General features: G+C 43.8%; 13 protein-coding genes. 4 read left to right on the forward strand and 9 right to left on the reverse strand.

Features of this window, described 5'->3' with window-relative positions:
* Positions 1 to 264: 264 nt before the first annotated feature.
* From QUA62_RS18530 to QUA62_RS18545, 4 genes are all read right to left on the reverse strand, one after another.
* Positions 265 to 3042, reverse strand: coding sequence for an amino acid adenylation domain-containing protein (locus QUA62_RS18530; RefSeq protein ID WP_333405828.1), 2778 nt, complete (start codon positions 3040 to 3042; stop codon positions 265 to 267).
* Positions 3043 to 3501: 459 nt separating this feature from the next.
* Positions 3502 to 4701, reverse strand: a complete 1200-nt coding sequence (locus QUA62_RS18535; protein WP_333405830.1) for a 5-methylcytosine restriction system specificity protein McrC — start codon at positions 4699 to 4701, stop codon at positions 3502 to 3504.
* 47 nt (positions 4702 to 4748) lie between these two features.
* Positions 4749 to 6455 (reverse strand): AAA family ATPase, encoded by a 1707-nt coding sequence (locus QUA62_RS18540; protein ID WP_333405832.1) that lies wholly within the window; start codon positions 6453 to 6455, stop codon positions 4749 to 4751.
* 41 nt (positions 6456 to 6496) lie between these two features.
* Complete coding sequence (locus tag QUA62_RS18545; protein WP_333405834.1) at positions 6497 to 6667, reverse strand: hypothetical protein; 171 nt, start codon at positions 6665 to 6667, stop codon at positions 6497 to 6499.
* Positions 6668 to 6725: 58 nt separating this feature from the next.
* Here QUA62_RS18545 and QUA62_RS18550 point away from each other — a divergent pair, with 58 nt between their 5' ends.
* The gene (locus QUA62_RS18550) at positions 6726 to 8378 is read left to right on the forward strand and encodes an FAD-dependent oxidoreductase (RefSeq protein ID WP_333405836.1); all 1653 of its coding nucleotides are present in this window, start codon (positions 6726 to 6728) and stop codon (positions 8376 to 8378) included.
* A 71-nt stretch (positions 8379 to 8449) separates the two neighbouring features.
* Here the strand turns inward: QUA62_RS18550 and QUA62_RS18555 are convergent, their stop codons facing one another.
* The gene (locus QUA62_RS18555) at positions 8450 to 8827 is read right to left on the reverse strand and encodes a GxxExxY protein (RefSeq protein WP_333405838.1); all 378 of its coding nucleotides are present in this window, start codon (positions 8825 to 8827) and stop codon (positions 8450 to 8452) included.
* A gap of 157 nt (positions 8828 to 8984) precedes the next feature.
* Between QUA62_RS18555 and QUA62_RS18560 the strand changes: the two genes are divergently transcribed.
* Positions 8985 to 11729, forward strand: a complete 2745-nt coding sequence (locus QUA62_RS18560) for a valine--tRNA ligase (RefSeq protein ID WP_333405840.1) — start codon at positions 8985 to 8987, stop codon at positions 11727 to 11729.
* A gap of 219 nt (positions 11730 to 11948) precedes the next feature.
* Complete coding sequence (locus tag QUA62_RS18565) at positions 11949 to 12446, forward strand: hypothetical protein (RefSeq protein WP_333214535.1); 498 nt, start codon at positions 11949 to 11951, stop codon at positions 12444 to 12446.
* Positions 12447 to 12600: 154 nt separating this feature from the next.
* Here QUA62_RS18565 and crtB read toward each other — a convergent pair whose 3' ends face one another.
* Positions 12601 to 13530 carry a 15-cis-phytoene synthase CrtB gene (gene crtB / locus QUA62_RS18570; protein WP_333060155.1) on the reverse strand — a complete coding sequence of 310 codons (930 nt, stop codon included), beginning with the start codon at positions 13528 to 13530 and terminating at the stop codon, positions 12601 to 12603.
* Between the two features lie 91 nt (positions 13531 to 13621).
* Entirely contained in the window at positions 13622 to 14995 is a 1374-nt protein-coding gene (pds, locus tag QUA62_RS18575) for a 15-cis-phytoene desaturase (protein WP_190662607.1), read from the reverse strand.
* A 380-nt stretch (positions 14996 to 15375) separates the two neighbouring features.
* Here pds and QUA62_RS18580 point away from each other — a divergent pair, with 380 nt between their 5' ends.
* Positions 15376 to 16014 carry a restriction endonuclease subunit R gene (locus QUA62_RS18580; RefSeq protein WP_333405842.1) on the forward strand — a complete coding sequence of 213 codons (639 nt, stop codon included), beginning with the start codon at positions 15376 to 15378 and terminating at the stop codon, positions 16012 to 16014.
* 100 nt (positions 16015 to 16114) lie between these two features.
* Here QUA62_RS18580 and QUA62_RS18585 read toward each other — a convergent pair whose 3' ends face one another.
* Positions 16115 to 16744 carry a TraX family protein gene (locus QUA62_RS18585; RefSeq protein ID WP_006632783.1) on the reverse strand — a complete coding sequence of 210 codons (630 nt, stop codon included), beginning with the start codon at positions 16742 to 16744 and terminating at the stop codon, positions 16115 to 16117.
* Between the two features lie 466 nt (positions 16745 to 17210).
* A complete protein-coding gene (locus tag QUA62_RS18590) occupies positions 17211 to 18521 on the reverse strand; it encodes a hypothetical protein (RefSeq protein ID WP_333405843.1) in 1311 nt (436 codons plus the stop codon).
* Positions 18522 to 18584: the final 63 nt, after the last annotated feature.

Consider the following 18584-nt stretch of genomic DNA (forward strand, 5'->3'; position numbering starts at 1 on the left):
TCCCTTTCATTTATTATCAAACTTTCCTATTTTACCAGAGAAATCCATATTTACATCTCAAATGGAATTGCTATATAGCGGTTCTCGGAAAGATGAGGTATTCACCAATTCATTAACAATTCCCCAATCCTCGAATCCCCCAATCCTCCACTCCTCCACTCCCCTAATCTAAAATTCTGCAATCTAAGTTGTACCTCATCTTTCTAATAACCGCAATAATTCGATGCAACCCTGTCTGAATATCGATTAAGAATGCCAAAAACTTTACTGCTGCACCATTACCTCTTCCAGCAATAGCTTCATTCGGTTGCCGATCGCCCCGACATTGGGTTCCTGTAAAATACCTAGATGGTCTCCAGGTATATCGTAAATGGTCAGATTGTCTTTGAGAAAAGGTTTCCAGCCTAGATCCGGATCGAGACTGACACTTACGCCCTCTTCAGAATCCAGTGCTCTAAACATAACTACTTTGCCAGCATAGGGTTTTGGCACGTAAGCTCGTTCTGCTTGCTGAATTATCTTCTCTGTCATCAAATAGTCTGTGGTGTAAGACATTGACTCTGTAGGTTCTTTCGGCTTAAAGTATCGCCCGATCGTCTTGCGGGCCGGCATTGTCATGGGGTCTGTAAGTGTCATTATTTTATCGACGACACTACGGACGATGTAACCTATACCCTCCTTAGCAATTTTTTGGGTATGGAAGCGCAGCCGCTGCTGAATGGGTAGGGGCTTGTAGGCAGAGGGCAACATGGAATCAAACATCACCAATAACGCTGTTTCTTGTCCTTTAGCTGCCAATTTTTGAGCTACCTCAAAAGCAACAATACCTCCAAATGACAAACCACCCAAATAATAGGGGCCTTCTGGTTGCACCTTCACGAGTTCATTGATGTAATAGTCTGCGATCGCCTCAACCTTATTGAGTGGTCCATTCATGCGATCTTTAACAAGAGTAATTAGGGCATATATCGGCCGATCTAGCCCCAAATATGGAATTAACGGATAATAAATAGACACTCCTTCAAACAGAAATAGTGGTGGCACAGAACCCTTCGGTTGAATCTCAACTAAGGAAAGGCTTTGGCTGGGGATATTCCCTTGACGTAGAATGTCGGCTAATTGTTTGATGGTTGGGGCTTGGAAGATAATCGATAGTGGCAAACTCTGCTGGAACTTTTCGTCAATTTTGTCAGCTAAGCGAGCTGCTAGCAGGGATGTACCGCCTAAATCCATTAAATTATCCGTAGTACCGATCGGCTTAATATTGAGTACCTGCTCCCAAATATGGAGAAGTTGAGTTTCTAGTACATCAGCAGGCAACACAACTTCACTGTACTGAACCATATCAACAACCTGCGGTTCTGGAAATGCACTACGATCGACTTTACCATTGGGGGTCATGGGGAAGCTCTCCATCACTACAACCGCTGCCGGAATCATGTATGCCGGTAGCTTTGTTTGTAGAAAACTACGCAATGCAGACACCTGAATTGGTTGTCCGTGCTTCGGAATGATATATGCCACTAAGCGCTTTTCACCGGGTACATCTTCCCGTGCCAAAACTATACCTTGTTGCACAGATGGGTACTGTTCCAAATAGGTTTCAATCTCTAGTAACTCAATCCGAAAACCTCGAATTTTTACTTGAAAATCGATGCGACCAATAAACTCCAACGTTCCATTGGGTAAATAGCGGGCAGTATCCCCTGTTCTGTAAAGTTTGTCTTCAGGTCGATCGCTAAATGGATTAGCAACAAAATTACTTGCAGTGCGTTCTGCCAAATTGAGATATCCCCTCGCAAGCCCTGGGCCGCCAATATACAGTTCTCCAATATCGCCATCTGGCACAAGATTTAGGTTTTCATCGAGAATGTAAATTTGGCTGTTGGGAAGAGGACGACCGATCGGAATGTCTGCTTCACTACTGAGATCGTAATCTTCAGCGATCGGGTCAAAAATGGTGGCCGTCACCGTAGTTTCAGTTGGCCCATAGGCATTGAGCCAACGAGGATATTGCCCAACCAATTGTCGCCATTCACCATACAGAGCCCGAGAGGCTTTTTCTCCGCCCACAATCACCAATCTCACATCTGGCGACATGGGAACGCGTAGCAATGAGAGTCCGCTGACGAGGCCATGCCAAAAAGCAGTTGGCAAGTGCAGAATAGTAATGCGTTCTTGCTCAATAAATTCGAGGAATTGGCGGGTAGAGCTAATACAGTCTTCCGTTCGCAGCACGATTGTTGCACCACTTACCAAGGATGGAAAAACTTCCCCAATGATGGTGTCAAAGCTCATGCTAGAGAATTGAAGTACCCGATCGCCCAATCCAAGATTAAATGCCTGTGCGATCGCCTTGCTGTGGTGAACCATGCCCCGGTGAGCAATTATTACACCCTTGGGATATCCCGTCGAACCAGAGGTGTAAATAACGTAAGCCAAATGCTCGGGCGTTGTCAGCAGAGACAAATTTTCAGTGCTGTATGGCGCCATCTCGTGCCAGTCTGTATCTGGACAAATCACGCGAGCATTGTGTTCTGGCAAAAATTCAACCAGATGCTGTTGAATCAAAATGAATCGCACAGCCGCGTCTTGTAACTTGTACGCTCGACGTTCGTGGGGATAGGTTGGGTCGATCGGCACATAGGCCGCCCCAGCCTTGATCACCCCCAAAAAGCAAATCACCATTTCCATGCAGCGATTCATAGAGATAGCAATCAGTTCATCCGGTTGCACTCCTAGTGCTTGAAGGTAATGGGCGAGCTGGTTTGCGCGTTGATTTAAGGCATCATAGGTTAATTCTTGCCCTTGAAATGACAGGGCGATCGCATCAGGAGTCTGCTTAACCTGTGCTTCAAACCATTGATGGATACTCACATAGTCAGATCGAGTTAGATCGACTTGAGAGTCCTCGACAGAGGAAATATCGTGAGTATATAATGGAACATCAAAACAGACATCGTGGGTAGTTTTTAGCGCATGAGTTTCCTTGTTGGGTAAGTACCCATCACCACTCGTCAAAAAATCTTGAGAGTTCATCATCTTTGTGATTTAAGTAGGGCAAGCGAGCTTAAGAAATGGCAGCCTGTCGGCAACTCCTTCTCCCGCATTCATCCAGCTCACAGCTTTTTGTGGACTGCTGGTTGTGCAGTGTCGAAACTGCCGCAGTGCAGTAATACTGCGTCGAACCAATCTATCACAGTTGCCAGGTCTATCTGAATATGGTGGCGCGAATCAATGCGCTTTTGGGGAACGGAAGTTGTTTCTGGATAATTACTTTTTTTCTTGTTTTAATTATTATACGGCTTATTAATTAAGCTGTTGTACATCAAGACTGTTTTGGGAATCATCTCATTAGCGAGCGGGGGCGATCGCAGTAAAAAAGCAAAACAGAGATGATCCCTTACTCCTTCAAGCGAGCTAAACTGCTTTGCCTGTAAATGTTTCAGCTATTTACATTTTTTTTGTATGCCTTAAAATTTTGTACGTTTTCTTAAGTTTTCACCAATAGGAGACGGTGCTTGGAAGTAGAGAGGTTAAGAAGGTTTTTCCGGCTTCATGGAGGTCGCTATTTAGGGAAAAAGTTAGACTGCGAACTCGGATATCGCCAATTTGTTGGTCTATGGTCACTTTGAGAGTTTGAGGGTAGATGAGAATTGCATTTTTACAGTTTAGTAGCGTTGCGTAGGTAACTACTTGATTACGATCCGTATTGTCTACTTTATCGGGAGCTTTGTATTTTGTATCGAGGACGTACAGGATTTCATTTGTTTCAATATCGCGTATAATTAAGTCAATCTCATCCCAATAATTTTTGTCATGTTTAACTCGGTATGGGTGTTCGACCTTAAAGCGTTTTGGTGTATTTGCTTTGAGCCATTCAGCGACAAATTGTTCATATAACTTAGCCATGTCTATCAGAAAAGGGAGCATTTCGCGATCGCCTGTTGCGTGACTAGGCCCTGTGTTATCTAAAAAAAATCGACATAAAGCGTGTAAAAGTTGATAATCTTCATTCAAACGGTGATAATTTCTATCAATACAAGCTTCTGATTTAAAAGGTTTTAATGTAACAAATCCTTGGAGTGCGTGAAAGGCTTTTCGCACAGTGGATGAAACAGGTTCACGGCACAAACCGCTGCGGCCAATGATGAAGAGTGTCCAAGCGAGTATTTGATTGTCTTCGATGTCGCCTGTTTGTTCGTTGTAGTGGCATTTTAGTTTAACATCCCAAGGTTTTTGCAGGGCTGACCGCAAATCCACGCGCCCGCGAATGTAGGTGAGTCTTTCTGTTTTGGATAAGTAATCGCGATATAATCCTTTGCGACAGCGTTCTAGAATTTTTTGGGCAAGAATGTTAGCTAATGTCTCGTAACTTTGTTCTAAAAATTGGCACTGAATCGATCCTTGGGGAAATTTTATCTTAAGGTTGTAGGCATAGTCAATCATTCCGAATAAGTTGGCAATTGGGACTTTTGGGTGGATGATAATGCAAAATTCTGGAGTGATGGGAATGTTGCCAACTCTGCCTTTAGATTTTAAGTGCCATTTATCTTTTGTTTTAGGGTTGGGAAATTCTATCTCGATTTCCTTGTCATAATTATGGTGTATTTTTTTTCCTACTGATTCGGGGATTAAGTCTCGATCTAAAATTCGTAATTCATATTCTCTGAGTTCGATGGGGGGTGATTCTCGTTTCATAGATGCTGTAAAGCCGTGTTTTCGGTAATAAGTGTAGCGTTAGATTATCAATAGCCCAATTCTTTCTTGATTTTATCCCAGAGAAACTTATTCATTTTTGCCTGGTCATTAAAGAAGTATTCTTCTAGGTATGGCTCAATTTCCATTTGCCAAATGTCTTGGAGATCTTTAGCTAATTTTTTTGTCAGAAAGAAGGACATACCTAGTTCATAGTGTTTGTTGTTAATTACCAAATTTATTTTTTTTAAAATACCAATTAAGCGATTTAATCTAGCAAGCGGAAAACCTGTTTTCCATGTTTTGTGATAGTGACGCAAGACTTTATAGTTAGGAGATAGGGGGATGAATGCGAAGCGGCGGCGGAGTGCGTTATCAACTAAGGAAATAGAGCGATCGGCGGTGTTCATTGTGCCGATAATGCGGACATTTGTAGGGATTCTAAATAGTTTACCGCTGGCTAGTGTAATAAAGCGCTTTGTGTCTTGTCGGTCATCTAGGAGATACATTAACTCGCCAAATACTTGAGATAGATTTGCGCGATTAATTTCATCAATAATGAGAACGCAAGTGTCTTCACGGGCTTCGGCTTTTTCGCATAATTCTAGGAATCTACCGGGAACTATTGAGTAGGTTAATTGTCCGTTTTGAGTTATTGGGCGCAGGCCTTCGATAAAGTCTTCGTAGGTGTAGGCGGGGTGAAATTGGATAATGTCTGAGAAACCGTCACCGCCGCCGATTAAGTGTTTGGCTAGTTTTTCGGCTATGAAGGTTTTGCCGGTTCCAGGTGGGCCTTGGATGATGGTTTGGCCTTTGCGGTTAATGGCGTCTATCCATTGGGTTAGTTGGGTTGTTTGAAAACCAGTAATTTTTGAGATGTCTGCTAGTTGATACACTGGATTAAATTCCTTTTCATAGACTGAAAGATATTCACTAATAAGAAAAGGTAAATCCTTATTACCAATCAAAAATAAGGGAAATATTTTTTTAAACGTTTGTGCTATGTTGTGAATTATTTGTTTAACAGAATGTGCTAATATTTCGTTCGATGAAAGTGAAATACCGATAAAAACATGAGTAAAACAAATTATTTTTTTTTCCAACTCTAGAGATTTTACTAAAAAGTTTTCAAAGTTGTGTGCATCGACAGGAAAATGTTTCAGGAGACTTTCTAAGAGCTCATAAATACATTTTTCAGATTTTTTTATCAACTCACCATCCTTACTATTAGGGTGCCAAATAGAAGAACCAAAATCATAGGAACCCTCGGAGTTTGGTGTATTTCTATAGTGTAAATAAAAGTCATCTTTAGAGGGAAGCTTATAACATTTAAGAATCTCGATTGAATTAACGTCATTTCTATATTTTTTCTTGTAATTAGATAGCATGAACTTAAACACAGTATTTTTTGCCTCCCAACCAAAAGTTAATGTGTGGTTTTCAACTCTTAACATTAACTGAGGAGCTTCGGGAGTAATCATACTGTTAAAACCCCAGTAGACTACTCCTGATTCCAAATGTTGTGTTTGAATGCTGCCAAAGCTCTCCTGCTTGATCTCTATATATTTTTTAATAAAATCAGGCAACTGCTCTTCTACCTGGCTTAAAATATACTTGACTGGCTTTTCTACATATGTTAAGAAATCTTCTTTGTGTTCCCGGTAAAAATCTGAGCTGGGGTTTTCATGAAGTTCGGTCAATAGGTTAAATGTGTTTTCAGAAAAAGGACATTCAGGATGTACAAAAATTTTTTCCATTTTTTCTGTATGTTTAAGGTGACTCAATTGTTGTTCTTAAATTATTGTAGCCGATCGCCCTTCCCGACACCAGATATCTGAGATGCGATCGCACCCACCATCCTTACCCTCATCAATTGCCCTGCCAAACCAGTAACACTGGCAAAACCTCTAACAATAGTTGCCGGAAAATTTAAACTTGTGTCGAAATTATCTAAACGTGCTATATTCAATTCCGTCAACCCTGAACTGTGCTTTCAGGTAATGCAAATTTACAAACGAGTCAACTGAATGCTCTCTACTTTTAAGAAATTAGCTTCAATTGCAATCATCTTTGCCGCCCTAAAACTTTTACTTAATTATCCGGTTTTCAGAGAAATAGAAAATTATATCGCAAATAGAGACCCAGCAAGTGCTACCTTAGACGCTGGAAATCAGCAGCAAAAATCCAGCAGCCCGCCTCCGTTACCTCCCAAAAAATCACCCGAGCAAAAGTTCGATGTAGTAGTATATGGTGATGAAGTACCGGGTATATGTGCGGCGATATGGGCTAAGAAAACTTTAGGCGCAAAGGGCAAAGTTGCGATCGTGCGATCGAACTACGGAAGAGATCCTTTGGGCGGCTTACTCACCCGCGGCGGTTTAGCTTACATCGATTTAGATAAAATTCCCGGTTGGTATCGCCAACCCTACGCCCAATGTTTTAAGGAATTCTTAGATAAAGCGGATGCGCGCGAATCTTGCTTAGATCCAAAAAAGGCAGATCGAGCTCTCAGGCAAATGCTTTCAGCAGCAAAAGTCAGAGTTATTTCCAACTCAACTCTTACTCCCCACGTCGTAGATAAAAAAATTGAATATGCCGAAGTAAAAGGCAGCACTCTAAAAATTAAAGCCAACTCTTTTATTGACGTAACTCAAGATGCTGAATTGGCTAGAAAAGCCGGATTATCTTATTATACAGGATATGAATCTCAAAATATAAAATCCAAAAATGAAACTTTAGCAGTCTCTGTAGTTCCGAGAATTACAGGTATAACGATGTCCGAATTCCGCAGCATAGAAGATGAAATTCTCTACAATCGGCCTTTGGTAAAAAAGATCAAAGAAAGCATTATGAAATCTAAAGATCCGGCTAGTACAAAATTCTGGCTGAGGAATTTCTGGAGTACCATTTATCAGCCATATACAGACGGCTACGACATCAGAAGCGTAGCTATAGGTGCAGCGTATCACATAGACCGAAATCTGCCCTTTAGCCAAAATAAAGGATTCTTTTTTGATAAGGGCAATGTCTGCGTTTATAACAAAAATGTGCTGTCCTGGAACGGGTTTCTGTTTAAATATCAAGTTCACCAAATCATGAAGATGGAAGCTAACGGCAGAAAACCGACTCCTGAAATGATTAAAGAAATGTCACATCTCCAACACTGGCTACAAAAGAAGTCTGGTAAAGATGTGAGAGTATTTCTTCCAGACGAGATTTATATCAGGCAAACTTTGAACGTTCGCGATGTGATAGATCCGCTGACGGGGAAGGAGATTATCAAAGGAGGAACAGTACCCGAAAAGTCGATCGGCAGTTTTTCCTACGATTTTGATATGCGGGGCGGAGTCAAGAATTTATCTGCGAGAATTCCGCCGCTGCCAGTCTATAATTTCGGGATAGAAAGTGCTTTGGCTAGCAAAGTCAAGAATTTAGCCATTGTCGGGCGATCGTCCGGTTATGTGGGTATGGCGGTATCCGTCGGGCGAATTGCGACGGTGAATATTTATCAAGGACAAGGTGTGGGCGTGGCGGCTGCCTTGGCTAGCAAGTTCGGCGTACCTCTGAATTCGATTACTTCGGCTGAAACGAAAAAAACTCTGGAGACTTTAACCGGGAAAACTACGTATTTGGCGGGGAGAGATACGAGTTATGGAGTTGATTATAAAGAGGTGAAATAATTAAAGATATTAAGAGGATTTAACCGCAGAGGGCGCAGAGGGCGCAGAGAGGAGAGGGATGAGAGGTTTATTTAGGAGAGGATGAGGCGGCGGATTCCTTCTTTTAAAAAGCGGACGTTAAAGTTGATGAGAAGACCGAGAGGATGACCAGTCATTTTCAGATATGAAATAACTTGAGCCTCATGGATAGGAAGTATAGTTTGGACTGACTTTAATTCAACAACGAGGGTGTTGGCAACCAGCATATCGTATCTGCCTTCCCCAACCACAACACCTTTATAAGTTACATTTACTGTAGGTTGAGGTTGAAAAGGAATTCCCCGGCGCGAGAGTTCTTCACGCAACGAATTCTCATATACCGCTTCCAAAAACCCCGGCCCCAACTCCTTATGAACCTCCATTGCTGCCCCAATCACAGCATAAGTCAACTCATTAAGCTCCTCTCCCAACTCTCCTCTCTCCTCTTCTCAAACCTAGATCGCAATCATAACCCAAAACCCTCCCAGCATTCTTCCCTCTGTGTCCTCTGCGCCCTCTGCGGTTCAAAACTCTTCTCCTCCCTCTCCTGTGGCACAATCATAAATAAGATCAAACTCTCAAGCCACCATGACCGCAAACCTACCACCCCAATACGACCCCCAAGCCACCGAAGCCAAATGGCAAAAATACTGGGAAGACAACCAAACCTTCAAAGCTGACCCAGAAGCCGGCGGCAAACCTTACTGCGTCGTCATTCCGCCGCCCAACGTGACCGGCAGTCTCCACATGGGACACGCTTTTGAAGAGACGCTGATTGATGTCCTCGTCCGCTATCACCGCATGACTGGACGCAATACGCTGTGGTTGCCGGGAACGGATCATGCTAGCATCGCAGTTCAAACTATTCTCGAAAAGCAACTCAAAGCAGAAGGCAAAACTCGCCACGATTTAGGTAGAGAAAAATTCTTGGAACGGGCCTGGGAGTGGAAAGCTGAATCGGGCAATACTATTACTAATCAATTACGCAGTTTGGGCGTGTCTGTTGATTGGTCGCGCGAACGCTTTACGATGGATGAAGGCTTATCCGCTGCGGTTTTAGAAGCGTTTGTCCGTCTGTACGATGAGGGGCTGATTTATCGCGGCAATTACTTGGTGAATTGGTGTCCGGCGAGTCAGTCTGCTGTGTCGGATTTGGAGGTAGACCAGCAGGAAGTTGAAGGCCATTTGTGGCATTTCCGCTATCCTTTGACGGACGGTTCTGGTTATTTGGAGGTGGCGACGACTCGGCCGGAAACGATGCTGGGCGATACTGGGGTGGCTGTGAATCCACAGGACGATCGCTACAAGCATCTTATCGGTAAAACTGTGACTTTGCCGATCGTGAATCGCGAAATCCCAATCATTGCTGATGAGTTTGTCGATCCGACTTTCGGAACTGGTTGTGTCAAGGTGACACCCGCCCACGATCCGAATGACTTCGAGATGGGTAAGCGTCATAATTTGCCGTTTATTAACATCATGAATAAGGACGGCAGTTTAAATGAAAATGCCGGAGAGTTCCAAGGACAAGACCGATTTTTTGCCCGCAAAAATGTGGTGAAGCGGTTAAAAACTGACGGGGTTTTAGTTAAAATAGAAGATTATAAGCATACTGTTCCCTACAGCGAACGCGGCAAAGTCCCGGTCGAACCGTTGATATCTACGCAATGGTTTGTCAAGATAGACCCTCTTTCTCAACGCGCTTTAGAAGCATTAGATCAAAGTAACTCACCAGTCTTTGTTCCTGACAGATGGACAAAGGTTTATCGCGATTGGTTGGTGAAGCTGAAGGATTGGTGTATCTCCAGACAATTGTGGTGGGGACACCAAATCCCGGCTTGGTATGCTGTTAGCGAAACCCAAGGAGAAATTACTGATACAACACCTTTTATAGTTGCGAAAACTGAAGCTGAAGCTAAGGAAAAAGCTAAGGCTAAATTTGGTAATGACGTGCAGCTAGCAAGAGATCCAGACGTATTGGATACTTGGTTTTCGTCCGGTTTGTGGCCTTTCTCAACTCTGGGATGGCCGGATGAAACTAAAGATTTGGAGTTTTACTATCCGACAACTACTTTGGTTACGGGTTTTGATATCATCTTTTTCTGGGTGGCTAGAATGACGATGATGGCAGGACATTTTACTGGAAAGATGCCTTTTGATACTGTTTACATTCACGGTTTGGTGTTGGATGAAAACGGTCAGAAAATGTCTAAGAGTAAAAACAACGGTATCGATCCGCTGCTGTTGATTGGCAAGTACGGTACTGATGCTTTGCGCTACACTTTGGTTAAGGAAGTGGTTGGGGCCGGTCAAAATATTCGCATGGAGTACGATCGCAAAACTGATGAATCGAAATCAGTGGAAGCTTCGCGGAACTTCACGAATAAGTTGTGGAATGCGGCCAGGTTTGTGATGATGAATTTGGAGGGACAGACTCCGGAACAGTTGGGAAGTCCTTCTGGGGGAGGTGGTTTGGAATTGTGCGATCGCTGGATTCTGTCTCGCTATTATCAAGTTGTGCAAGAAAGCCGCAATTGTTTGGAAAATTACGGTTTGGGGGAAGCGGCGAAGGGACTTTATGAGTTTATCTGGGGCGATTTCTGTGACTGGTATATTGAGTTAGTCAAGTCTCGCTTGCAGCAGGATGCTGAACCAAATTCTAAGAAAGTGGCACAGCAAACTTTTGCTTTTGTGTTGGAAGGGATTCTGAAACTGCTGCATCCTTTTATGCCGCACATTACTGAGGAGATTTGGCACACTCTGACTCAAACAGGTGACGATCGATGTTTGGCTTTGCAAGCTTATCCTGAAGCCGATATCTCGCTAATTGATCCAGAGTTAGAACAGCAATTTGAGTTATTGTTTGGTACTATTCGCACTATTCGCAATTTGCGGGCCGATGCTGATATCAAACCCAGTGTGAAGGTGACGGCGATTTTGCAAAGCGAAAGCGAGAAAGAACGCCAAATAATCTCAGATGGAAGCGTTTACATTCAGGATTTGGCAAAAGTCGAAAATCTGACCGTAACTGCGAGTTTGGATGCAGAATCCCCCCTTGGTAATGGGGGTCAAGGGGGGTCAATTGCTGGGGTTGTCGGTACTGTGCAAGTATTGATTCCTCTGGCTGGGGTGGTGGATTTGGCCGCTTTGCGTGCTAAATTAGAGAAGAAGTTGAGCAAGGTGGAAGCTGAAATTAAGCATACTGCGGCGCGCTTGACTAATCAGAAGTTTGTGGATAAGGCTACTCCTGATGTGGTTCAGGGGGCGAGGGATGCTTTGGCGGAAGCCGAAAAACAAGCTGAGATTTTGCGCGATCGGCTAAAGTTGTTTTAAGAGTTGACTGTTGACTGTTGACTGTTGACTGTGGCCGGGGCGGGTTTACGAGATAGTTAGTTTCAAGCATAAATTGTTTGTAAAACCCGCCCCGACGAGATCGCAAATCCTACCATTATCAATTACCAATAGCAGGACGCGGAATGCACGGATACACGGATAGCTGTTTTTACCCATTACCAGTTATGAATAACTAATAAGCAATCACTTATTACCCTCATGTTATATTTAGCCCAAGTACAAAATCAGGAAATTTTAGGCGAGATAAGTCTGCAATTGCTGGCTTGCCAAAATGCTGAGGATACTTGGGCTATGCTTTTTGAAGAAACTGTCTTGACCCTACCGCCAGATTTTGCTCAAAATCCAATTAACTCTGCACCTAATGTTTTAAATGAAGGGATGCTAGTATTAGCAGATATTGGCGAAAATAACCAGGTTGTAAATATTCAAGCAGCTACAAACTGGGTACTACAATTAGTTGAGAAATATTTAACAACAGGCTTTACTCCCGATTTTTTGCAGCAAGAAGCCCAGAAAGCAGAAGATTGGAGGCAATCTCTCACTTTGCAGAGTCAAGAATTGTCTCGCCGCTTGATTGAAGTTGAAGCCCGCCGAGAACAAATTCAAAATTTAGAAGCAAAACTCCAGCAGGAAAAGCAATTGTTGGAAAGTTCGATCGCCCAATTGAAAATTCCGCCCGCTACTCCACTAATTTGACTTATAAATTGACTTAAGTTAACCTAACAAAGTTAGGGACACGGCACTAGCGCATCCCCACAAACCTCATATGCAATTTGCTGGACATCATATAATTTGTAACTTGACAAATACCCCTTACCCGTTGCCGAATCGCCAGCAAAATTGCCTGCGGCTAAAGCACTTTTGACTTCATCCAAGCGGCGGGGAGACACAGCAGTTTCTGAGAATTGCTAACATAAGCCCGCTTCTGGAAAACATCGTACTGATTGCGTTCGATCGCATTTAAGATTCTGCTGTACAGCATAGTAGCAGCCCAAACTGTCCAGCGGATATCGGGACTGAGCACTTTAATTCCCGGTTCGGCGCTGGCGTATAATTTGCGAGCTCGCTGAATTTGAAACCGCATCAATTCCCGCCAGCGGTTGTCAATTACACCGTTGAATAAATCTTCTTCGGTGTAGTTAAACAAGGCTAAGTCTTCTAAGGGTATGTAAATGCGGCCGCGGCGGGCGTCTTCTCCGACATCGCGCAGAATATTAGTCAACTGCTTGGCAATACCCAGGGCTATCGCTTCTTCTTTGGGAATTCTATTCCCCCAATGCCAATTCCAGTTAGCAGCGGAGCTCGATTCGCCTACACCCATGACAGACATCGACATCAGCCCTACAGTACCCGCTACTCGATAACAGTAAAGATTGAGCTCTTCAAAAGTTTCGTAGCGGCTGCGGTACAAGTCCATTTGCTGGCCCGCAATCATCTCTCGAAACGGCTGAATGTCGATCGGGAAACGAGACAGCGTATCCACCAAAGCTACGTCGTAGTCGTCGTGAGGATGGCCGGCAAACACAGATTCTAGGCGTTTTTCCCACAGATTGAGGGTTTCAGGGGTCGTTGCATCAGAACCAGGCCCGTCTACGAGTTCGTCGGTGCGGCGGCACCAGACGTAAATCGCCCAAATCGCCCGACGCTTGGCTTCGGGCATGAGTTGAGTGCCTAAATAAAAATTTTTGGCATAACTCGCGGTGACTTGGCGGCACAGTTCGTAAGAGTCATCCACAGAAGCCAGAGTTCTCATGCACTGGAGTTTTGACAGTTGCAGCATCCGAGAATAAGAAATTTAAAGATTAGAACTGATTTTCCCCCGTTTAGAAAACGGGAGATTTTTTACGTCTTTATGAAAAATTCTTAATTTTTCATTGGTTATTGGCCGTTGAAATAGCCTGCGCTGTCAGCTTACCAGAAAGCACGGCACCTTCCATACTCGCAAGATAACGCTGCATCGTATAATCCCCCGTTAGATAGAAATTGCTAATGGGAGTTGTTTGTGTGGGACGGCACTGCTGGCGTCCGGGAGTAGCTTTGTAGACGGAACGTGGGGTTTTGACTACGTGATATTTGAGCAGTTTGGCTGGTTCTGGGATTTGATCGGGAAAGAGTTTTTCTAACTCGACCATTGTGGCTGCGACGATATCTTCGTCTGATTTGCCTATCCAGTCTTTGGCCGGTGCTAAAACCAGTTCCAGCATGGATTTGTCTGGGTTGGCATATTCGCGGCAGGTGTTGCTCATGTCGGCGTAGACGCTCAGCAGGGGCGATCGCGAGAACAGCAAATGGTCGATTTCAGTTAGCTTGCGATCGAACCACAAGTGTACATTAATGACGGGTACTCCCTCCAAGCCTTCGAGCTGTTTGAAATAATCCATTTCGCCCCAAGGTTTCGGCATCATCAACTTGAGCGGGTCAACCGGCATCGCGGAAACGTAAATATCGGCCGTCAGAATTTCTGACTCTGCCCCTTTTACTCCCCGAATGTGGAAGCCGCGCACCGTGTTGTCATCGTTGAGCAAAAACTCTTTGATGGGTGCATTCAGCCGTACTTCGCCGCCGCGCTCAGTTATGTAGTCTACCATCGGCTGACACAACCTCTCTGTGGGGGAACCGTCTAAAAAGGCCATTTTCGAGCCGTTTTTCTCTTGCAAGAAGCGGTTGAGGGCTGTCAGCAGTATGGTTGCAGAGATTTCGTGGGGGTCGATGAAATTGAGCGCCTTGGACATGGCGATGAATACTTCTTTTTCGACTCTGGGGGGGATGTTTTGCTTTTTGAGCCAGTCGGAAAACGAGTATTTGTCCATTTCTTCGACATAGTTTTGACCCTGAAGCATCGCCGGAATCAAACCTATACCGAAGCGGATTTTTTCGGGCCAGGTGAGCATATCGTTGTTGCTCAAGATGGCTGCGACGCCGTTGAAGGGAGCCGGAAGGTCGGGAAAGTCAAAGCGGGAATAGGTTCCGGGGGTTTCCGGCTGATTGAAAATCATCGAGTGCTCTTTCCATTGCAACCGGTCTTCGATGTCAAGTTCTTTGAAGAGTTGGAGCATATTCGGGTATGCACCGAAGAAGATGTGGAGGCCGGTTTCGTACCAGTCACCGTCTGCATCTTTCCAGGCGGCTACTTTGCCGCCGAGTACGTCCCGACTTTCTAGGAGGATGGGGGTGTGGCCCGCGTCGGTAAGATATTTAGCGCAGGAAAGTCCTGCTAAGCCTGCTCCGGCGATCGCAACTCGCATTTGATACTACTTGGCCTCTGTGTTCGCTTCGGTTTAATTATACTTTACAACTCGTTACATTTTTTTGGGAATCTGTAGGGACACGGCAGTGCTTGGAGGTGTGGGCTTAGCCCGGAAGTCCGCCAGGGACTGAAAGTCCCTGTCTCATAGCGCAAGTCCTCTGAAAGAGGACTGAAGAATACATTAGTCCTCTTTCAGAGGACTTTTGCTTTGAGGCAGGGGTTTAAACCCCTGCCGGACTAAGCGAACTGCGGGCAATATCGTTATTCAGCATTCAGCGATGTCCTGTTTTAAAAGACGCAATACTTCAGTATTAAGGGAAATTGAGGAATTCTTGCTATCATAAATTAAGAGCGAATTTTGATGAATTGCTTAAATTTATGGTACAAACAATTCAAGCTAGAAATGTCGCGTTGAACGATTGGGAAACCAACTTCAAAATTGAGTGGCTTGAGGATGACCAATTCTTTCGCGAGTGGCAAGATGATTTGCCAGAAATCAGTGATTATGAAAAACAACGATTAGACAGAGTGAAAGCAAGTTACAGGAATTTGCTCAAACGTCCCCCACTTCTAGAAAATACAGTCAAAATGGTAGTTCTGTCTCCGTTTTTGGATTTAGCGGATTTTTATCTGGCTCCTTTTCACGTTACTTCAGAAAAATCTGTAGAAATTGTTGACGAAGACGAGGGAGTGATTGTGAGGGGACAGTTGGATGTTTTGGCTTTGTTTCAGGAGTTTTGGGTAGTAGTTATCGAGTCCAAGCAAGCGGCATTTTCTTTGGAAGTAGGCATACCGCAGTTACTAGCTTATATGTTAGCTAATCTCAGTGCCGATCGACCTACTTACGGATTGTTAATGAATGGGGCAGATTTTCTATTTGTTAAATTAGTTAAGGGAGAAACAGCACAGTACGCTTTTTCTCGGAAGTTTTACCTTTTCAATCCGGGGAATGATTTGTACAGTGTGCTGAGTATTTTGAAGCGCCTCGGTCAGTTGAATGTTGGCAATACAGTTTAGAAAGCGATCGCGCTCTTCTGGGGGCGATCGCTCAGAGACGCGGTTGTACTTCGTTTAAATAAAAAATCCACAATGAACTAATTAGAATCCCCAGTCTTATTTAGACCATTGTTCGCAGTGCCGCTAGCCCCCCAAGGTGTAGTGGGTAAAAATAATAGAAAAATCTTTTTTCGAGAGCCGTGGGTTTTTGGTCTTTAGAGGTATCGTAGTATGCCAGAACTAGCGGTGTGAATATAGCGAAAATTTGAATCCAGCTTTTGCAACTAATTGCATATCCGATATTTGCTATAGTCCAGCCGAACCACCAAAGGCGAGATCCTCCTCCTTTCCACCTAATCATCAATAGCGGGCAAGCCACTGCATACCAGCCGTAAGTCACTCCTAAAATTTGAGCACTTACTAGACCTGTGCTTAAAACTGCAATTTTGCGATCGAAGCGTCGGATGTAGCTCAAAGTTAGTGCTGCTACGGCAAAGCTAAACATGATGTTTAACTGTAAATTGCCAAAAAGTAACATATGAGGTATTTGAGAAAGTACCCCAAATAATATCAGTCGAGTAATTAGAGGATTTTTGTCCCCCGGTCGTTTCCAGTTTTGAGCAAATACCCAACTAAACAACGGAAAACTGAGGCGACCGATGATACGCATGGGTTCTGCTTCTAGCATCAATCCGATGTGGTCTATTAGCATTAGAGCGGCGGCCAACCATTTAATTTGATTTTGATTCATACAATTGATTCTCAAATTATGTTAGTAAAAGTTCGTTTGTTGTACTAATTAAATAATCTTTGAGTGGTTGACACAATATATTTACAAGCTTTCGCTTTTTGCGAATTTTTATATGCTATCAATTGCAGTTCATGAATGTGTTTTTAAATGTCTATATTTCGTAGTTTATATATTATTTCGGAAAATAGTATGGGTTTTTATTAAAATCATCAGTACAATTAAATCTACTGTACTCATAATCTTTACTTAAAGCAACACCTAAATTAAACAGAACAAGCTCTCTTTAATATAGGTGTTTAAAAAAAGATACTTAAAAACTCTGTTGTGTACTCCTTAAGGTAGATTTACATTAAACTTATTGATTCGGATAAAATAATAATTGAGTTAATTTTACTGACATCGATCGCGACTACTACACCGACGACGATGCCTCCGCCGCCTACGGTGACTGCTCCATGCAGAATTACTAGAGTGAAGAGGGAAGAGGCGCTGGCGGTAATTTTTTGTTCGGTACAGGTGCGCTAGAGGGAACAGGCGCTGGCGGTAATTTTTTGTTCGGTACAGGTGCGCTAGAAGGAACAGGCGCTGGCGGTAATTTTTGGCTGGGTACAGGTAAAGAAGTTGGTTGGGGTTGGGGTTGAGGCAAACCGGGAACACGGATATATTTCCAATTACCAGTAAACAAGAGGTACATAACACCCGCAAGCACGACACCGCTAACAACAGCAGCAGTAATCTTCCAAACACTGTAGGGACGTTCGCCTTGAACTTCAGCGGTGCGAGCATTAACCATTACTTGATATCGTTGGTTTTGATAACGATAGGCGCACAGCCACACAGGTAGCAAAATATGCTTAAAAGTGATAGCATTGTAATCAGTAGAAATGCTGTGAACCCGCTGCTCGTCGCCACCAATATTCCTACAAACATCCGAGCGAATAGTAGGAGCCATGACATTTTTAGCAGATTCAAATCCTTGAGTGAGAGAAACTTGCGATCGCTGCGCTTCAAACCCAGCTAAATAAGATGAATTGTAAGGGCGCAGCGACTCCTTGAGATGCCAAGGTTCTAACGCATCCAGGCGGGGGCGCTCGACTGAAGTGGTAGCGGGAATCAGAATATCGTCAAAAAAGCGATCGACTTTGCCAGAAGCAGGCCACCACCTGGTATGTTGCACTTCGCGAGTTTTAGTTTCTGTTTCGCCCTGCGAGTTTGTTTCCGTATAAGTTTCAGTTACGTAGTAGTGTTCTCCGCGAGAACCTTGATAGTAACTAACCGTATAAGTGTCGTAAGTCCAAAACGGCAAATAAACCCCTTGAATTTTCTCCTGTTGCGCTAGGGATTTCAAAGCAGAAGGAGCAAACCAGCGGTTGCTTAGCCACTTCTGAATGCTTTCTCTGGCCTGTTTATCAGTAACTTCAAAAGGAACAATTCCCTCTGGATGCAAGCTAGGGTTCGCTTTTGCCGGTTGCGTCACAATTGGAGAAGCACAAAATGGGCATTGGCCCGCTACTTTCGGCGGTTCAAAAGTAACACTTGCTCCGCAATCATTGCATTTTACTTCCAGGGCTGTTGTTGACAAAGTTGTCAGCGTCGTGCGATCGACTTGGAGATATTGTTCGTAAGAGTTCTCCTTTACCTCTTCAGCAGTTTGGGGAATTGCATCTTCCCAGCCGCAGTAAGCACACTTGAGCTTTCCTGCTTGGGGGTTGAACTCTAAATAAGCCCCGCAGCTAGGACAGGGAAAACGTTTAACAGCAGGTTCAGAAGTATTCATAATGGTTAATTGGTGATGTAATTGCTAATCGGTAATCGGGAAACCATACCAATTACCAATTAC

Source organism: Microcoleus sp. MON1_C1, from assembly GCF_036701945.1.
Classification (GTDB): Bacteria; Cyanobacteriota; Cyanobacteriia; order Cyanobacteriales; family Microcoleaceae; genus Microcoleus.

Coding starts and splice junctions, on each gene's coding strand:
- QUA62_RS18530 (WP_333405828.1), bottom strand. CDS start 3,042: ATGATGAACTCTCAAGATTTTTTGACGAGTGGTGATGGGTACTTACCC.
- QUA62_RS18535 (WP_333405830.1), bottom strand. CDS start 4,701: ATGAAACGAGAATCACCCCCCATCGAACTCAGAGAATATGAATTACGA.
- QUA62_RS18540 (WP_333405832.1), bottom strand. CDS start 6,455: ATGGAAAAAATTTTTGTACATCCTGAATGTCCTTTTTCTGAAAACACA.
- QUA62_RS18550 (WP_333405836.1), top strand. CDS start 6,726: ATGCTCTCTACTTTTAAGAAATTAGCTTCAATTGCAATCATCTTTGCC.
- QUA62_RS18560 (WP_333405840.1), top strand. CDS start 8,985: ATGACCGCAAACCTACCACCCCAATACGACCCCCAAGCCACCGAAGCC.
- QUA62_RS18565 (WP_333214535.1), top strand. CDS start 11,949: ATGTTATATTTAGCCCAAGTACAAAATCAGGAAATTTTAGGCGAGATA.
- crtB (WP_333060155.1), bottom strand. CDS start 13,530: ATGCTGCAACTGTCAAAACTCCAGTGCATGAGAACTCTGGCTTCTGTG.
- pds (WP_190662607.1), bottom strand. CDS start 14,995: ATGCGAGTTGCGATCGCCGGAGCAGGCTTAGCAGGACTTTCCTGCGCT.
- QUA62_RS18580 (WP_333405842.1), top strand. CDS start 15,376: ATGGTACAAACAATTCAAGCTAGAAATGTCGCGTTGAACGATTGGGAA.
- QUA62_RS18585 (WP_006632783.1), bottom strand. CDS start 16,744: ATGAATCAAAATCAAATTAAATGGTTGGCCGCCGCTCTAATGCTAATA.
- QUA62_RS18590 (WP_333405843.1), bottom strand. CDS start 18,521: ATGAATACTTCTGAACCTGCTGTTAAACGTTTTCCCTGTCCTAGCTGC.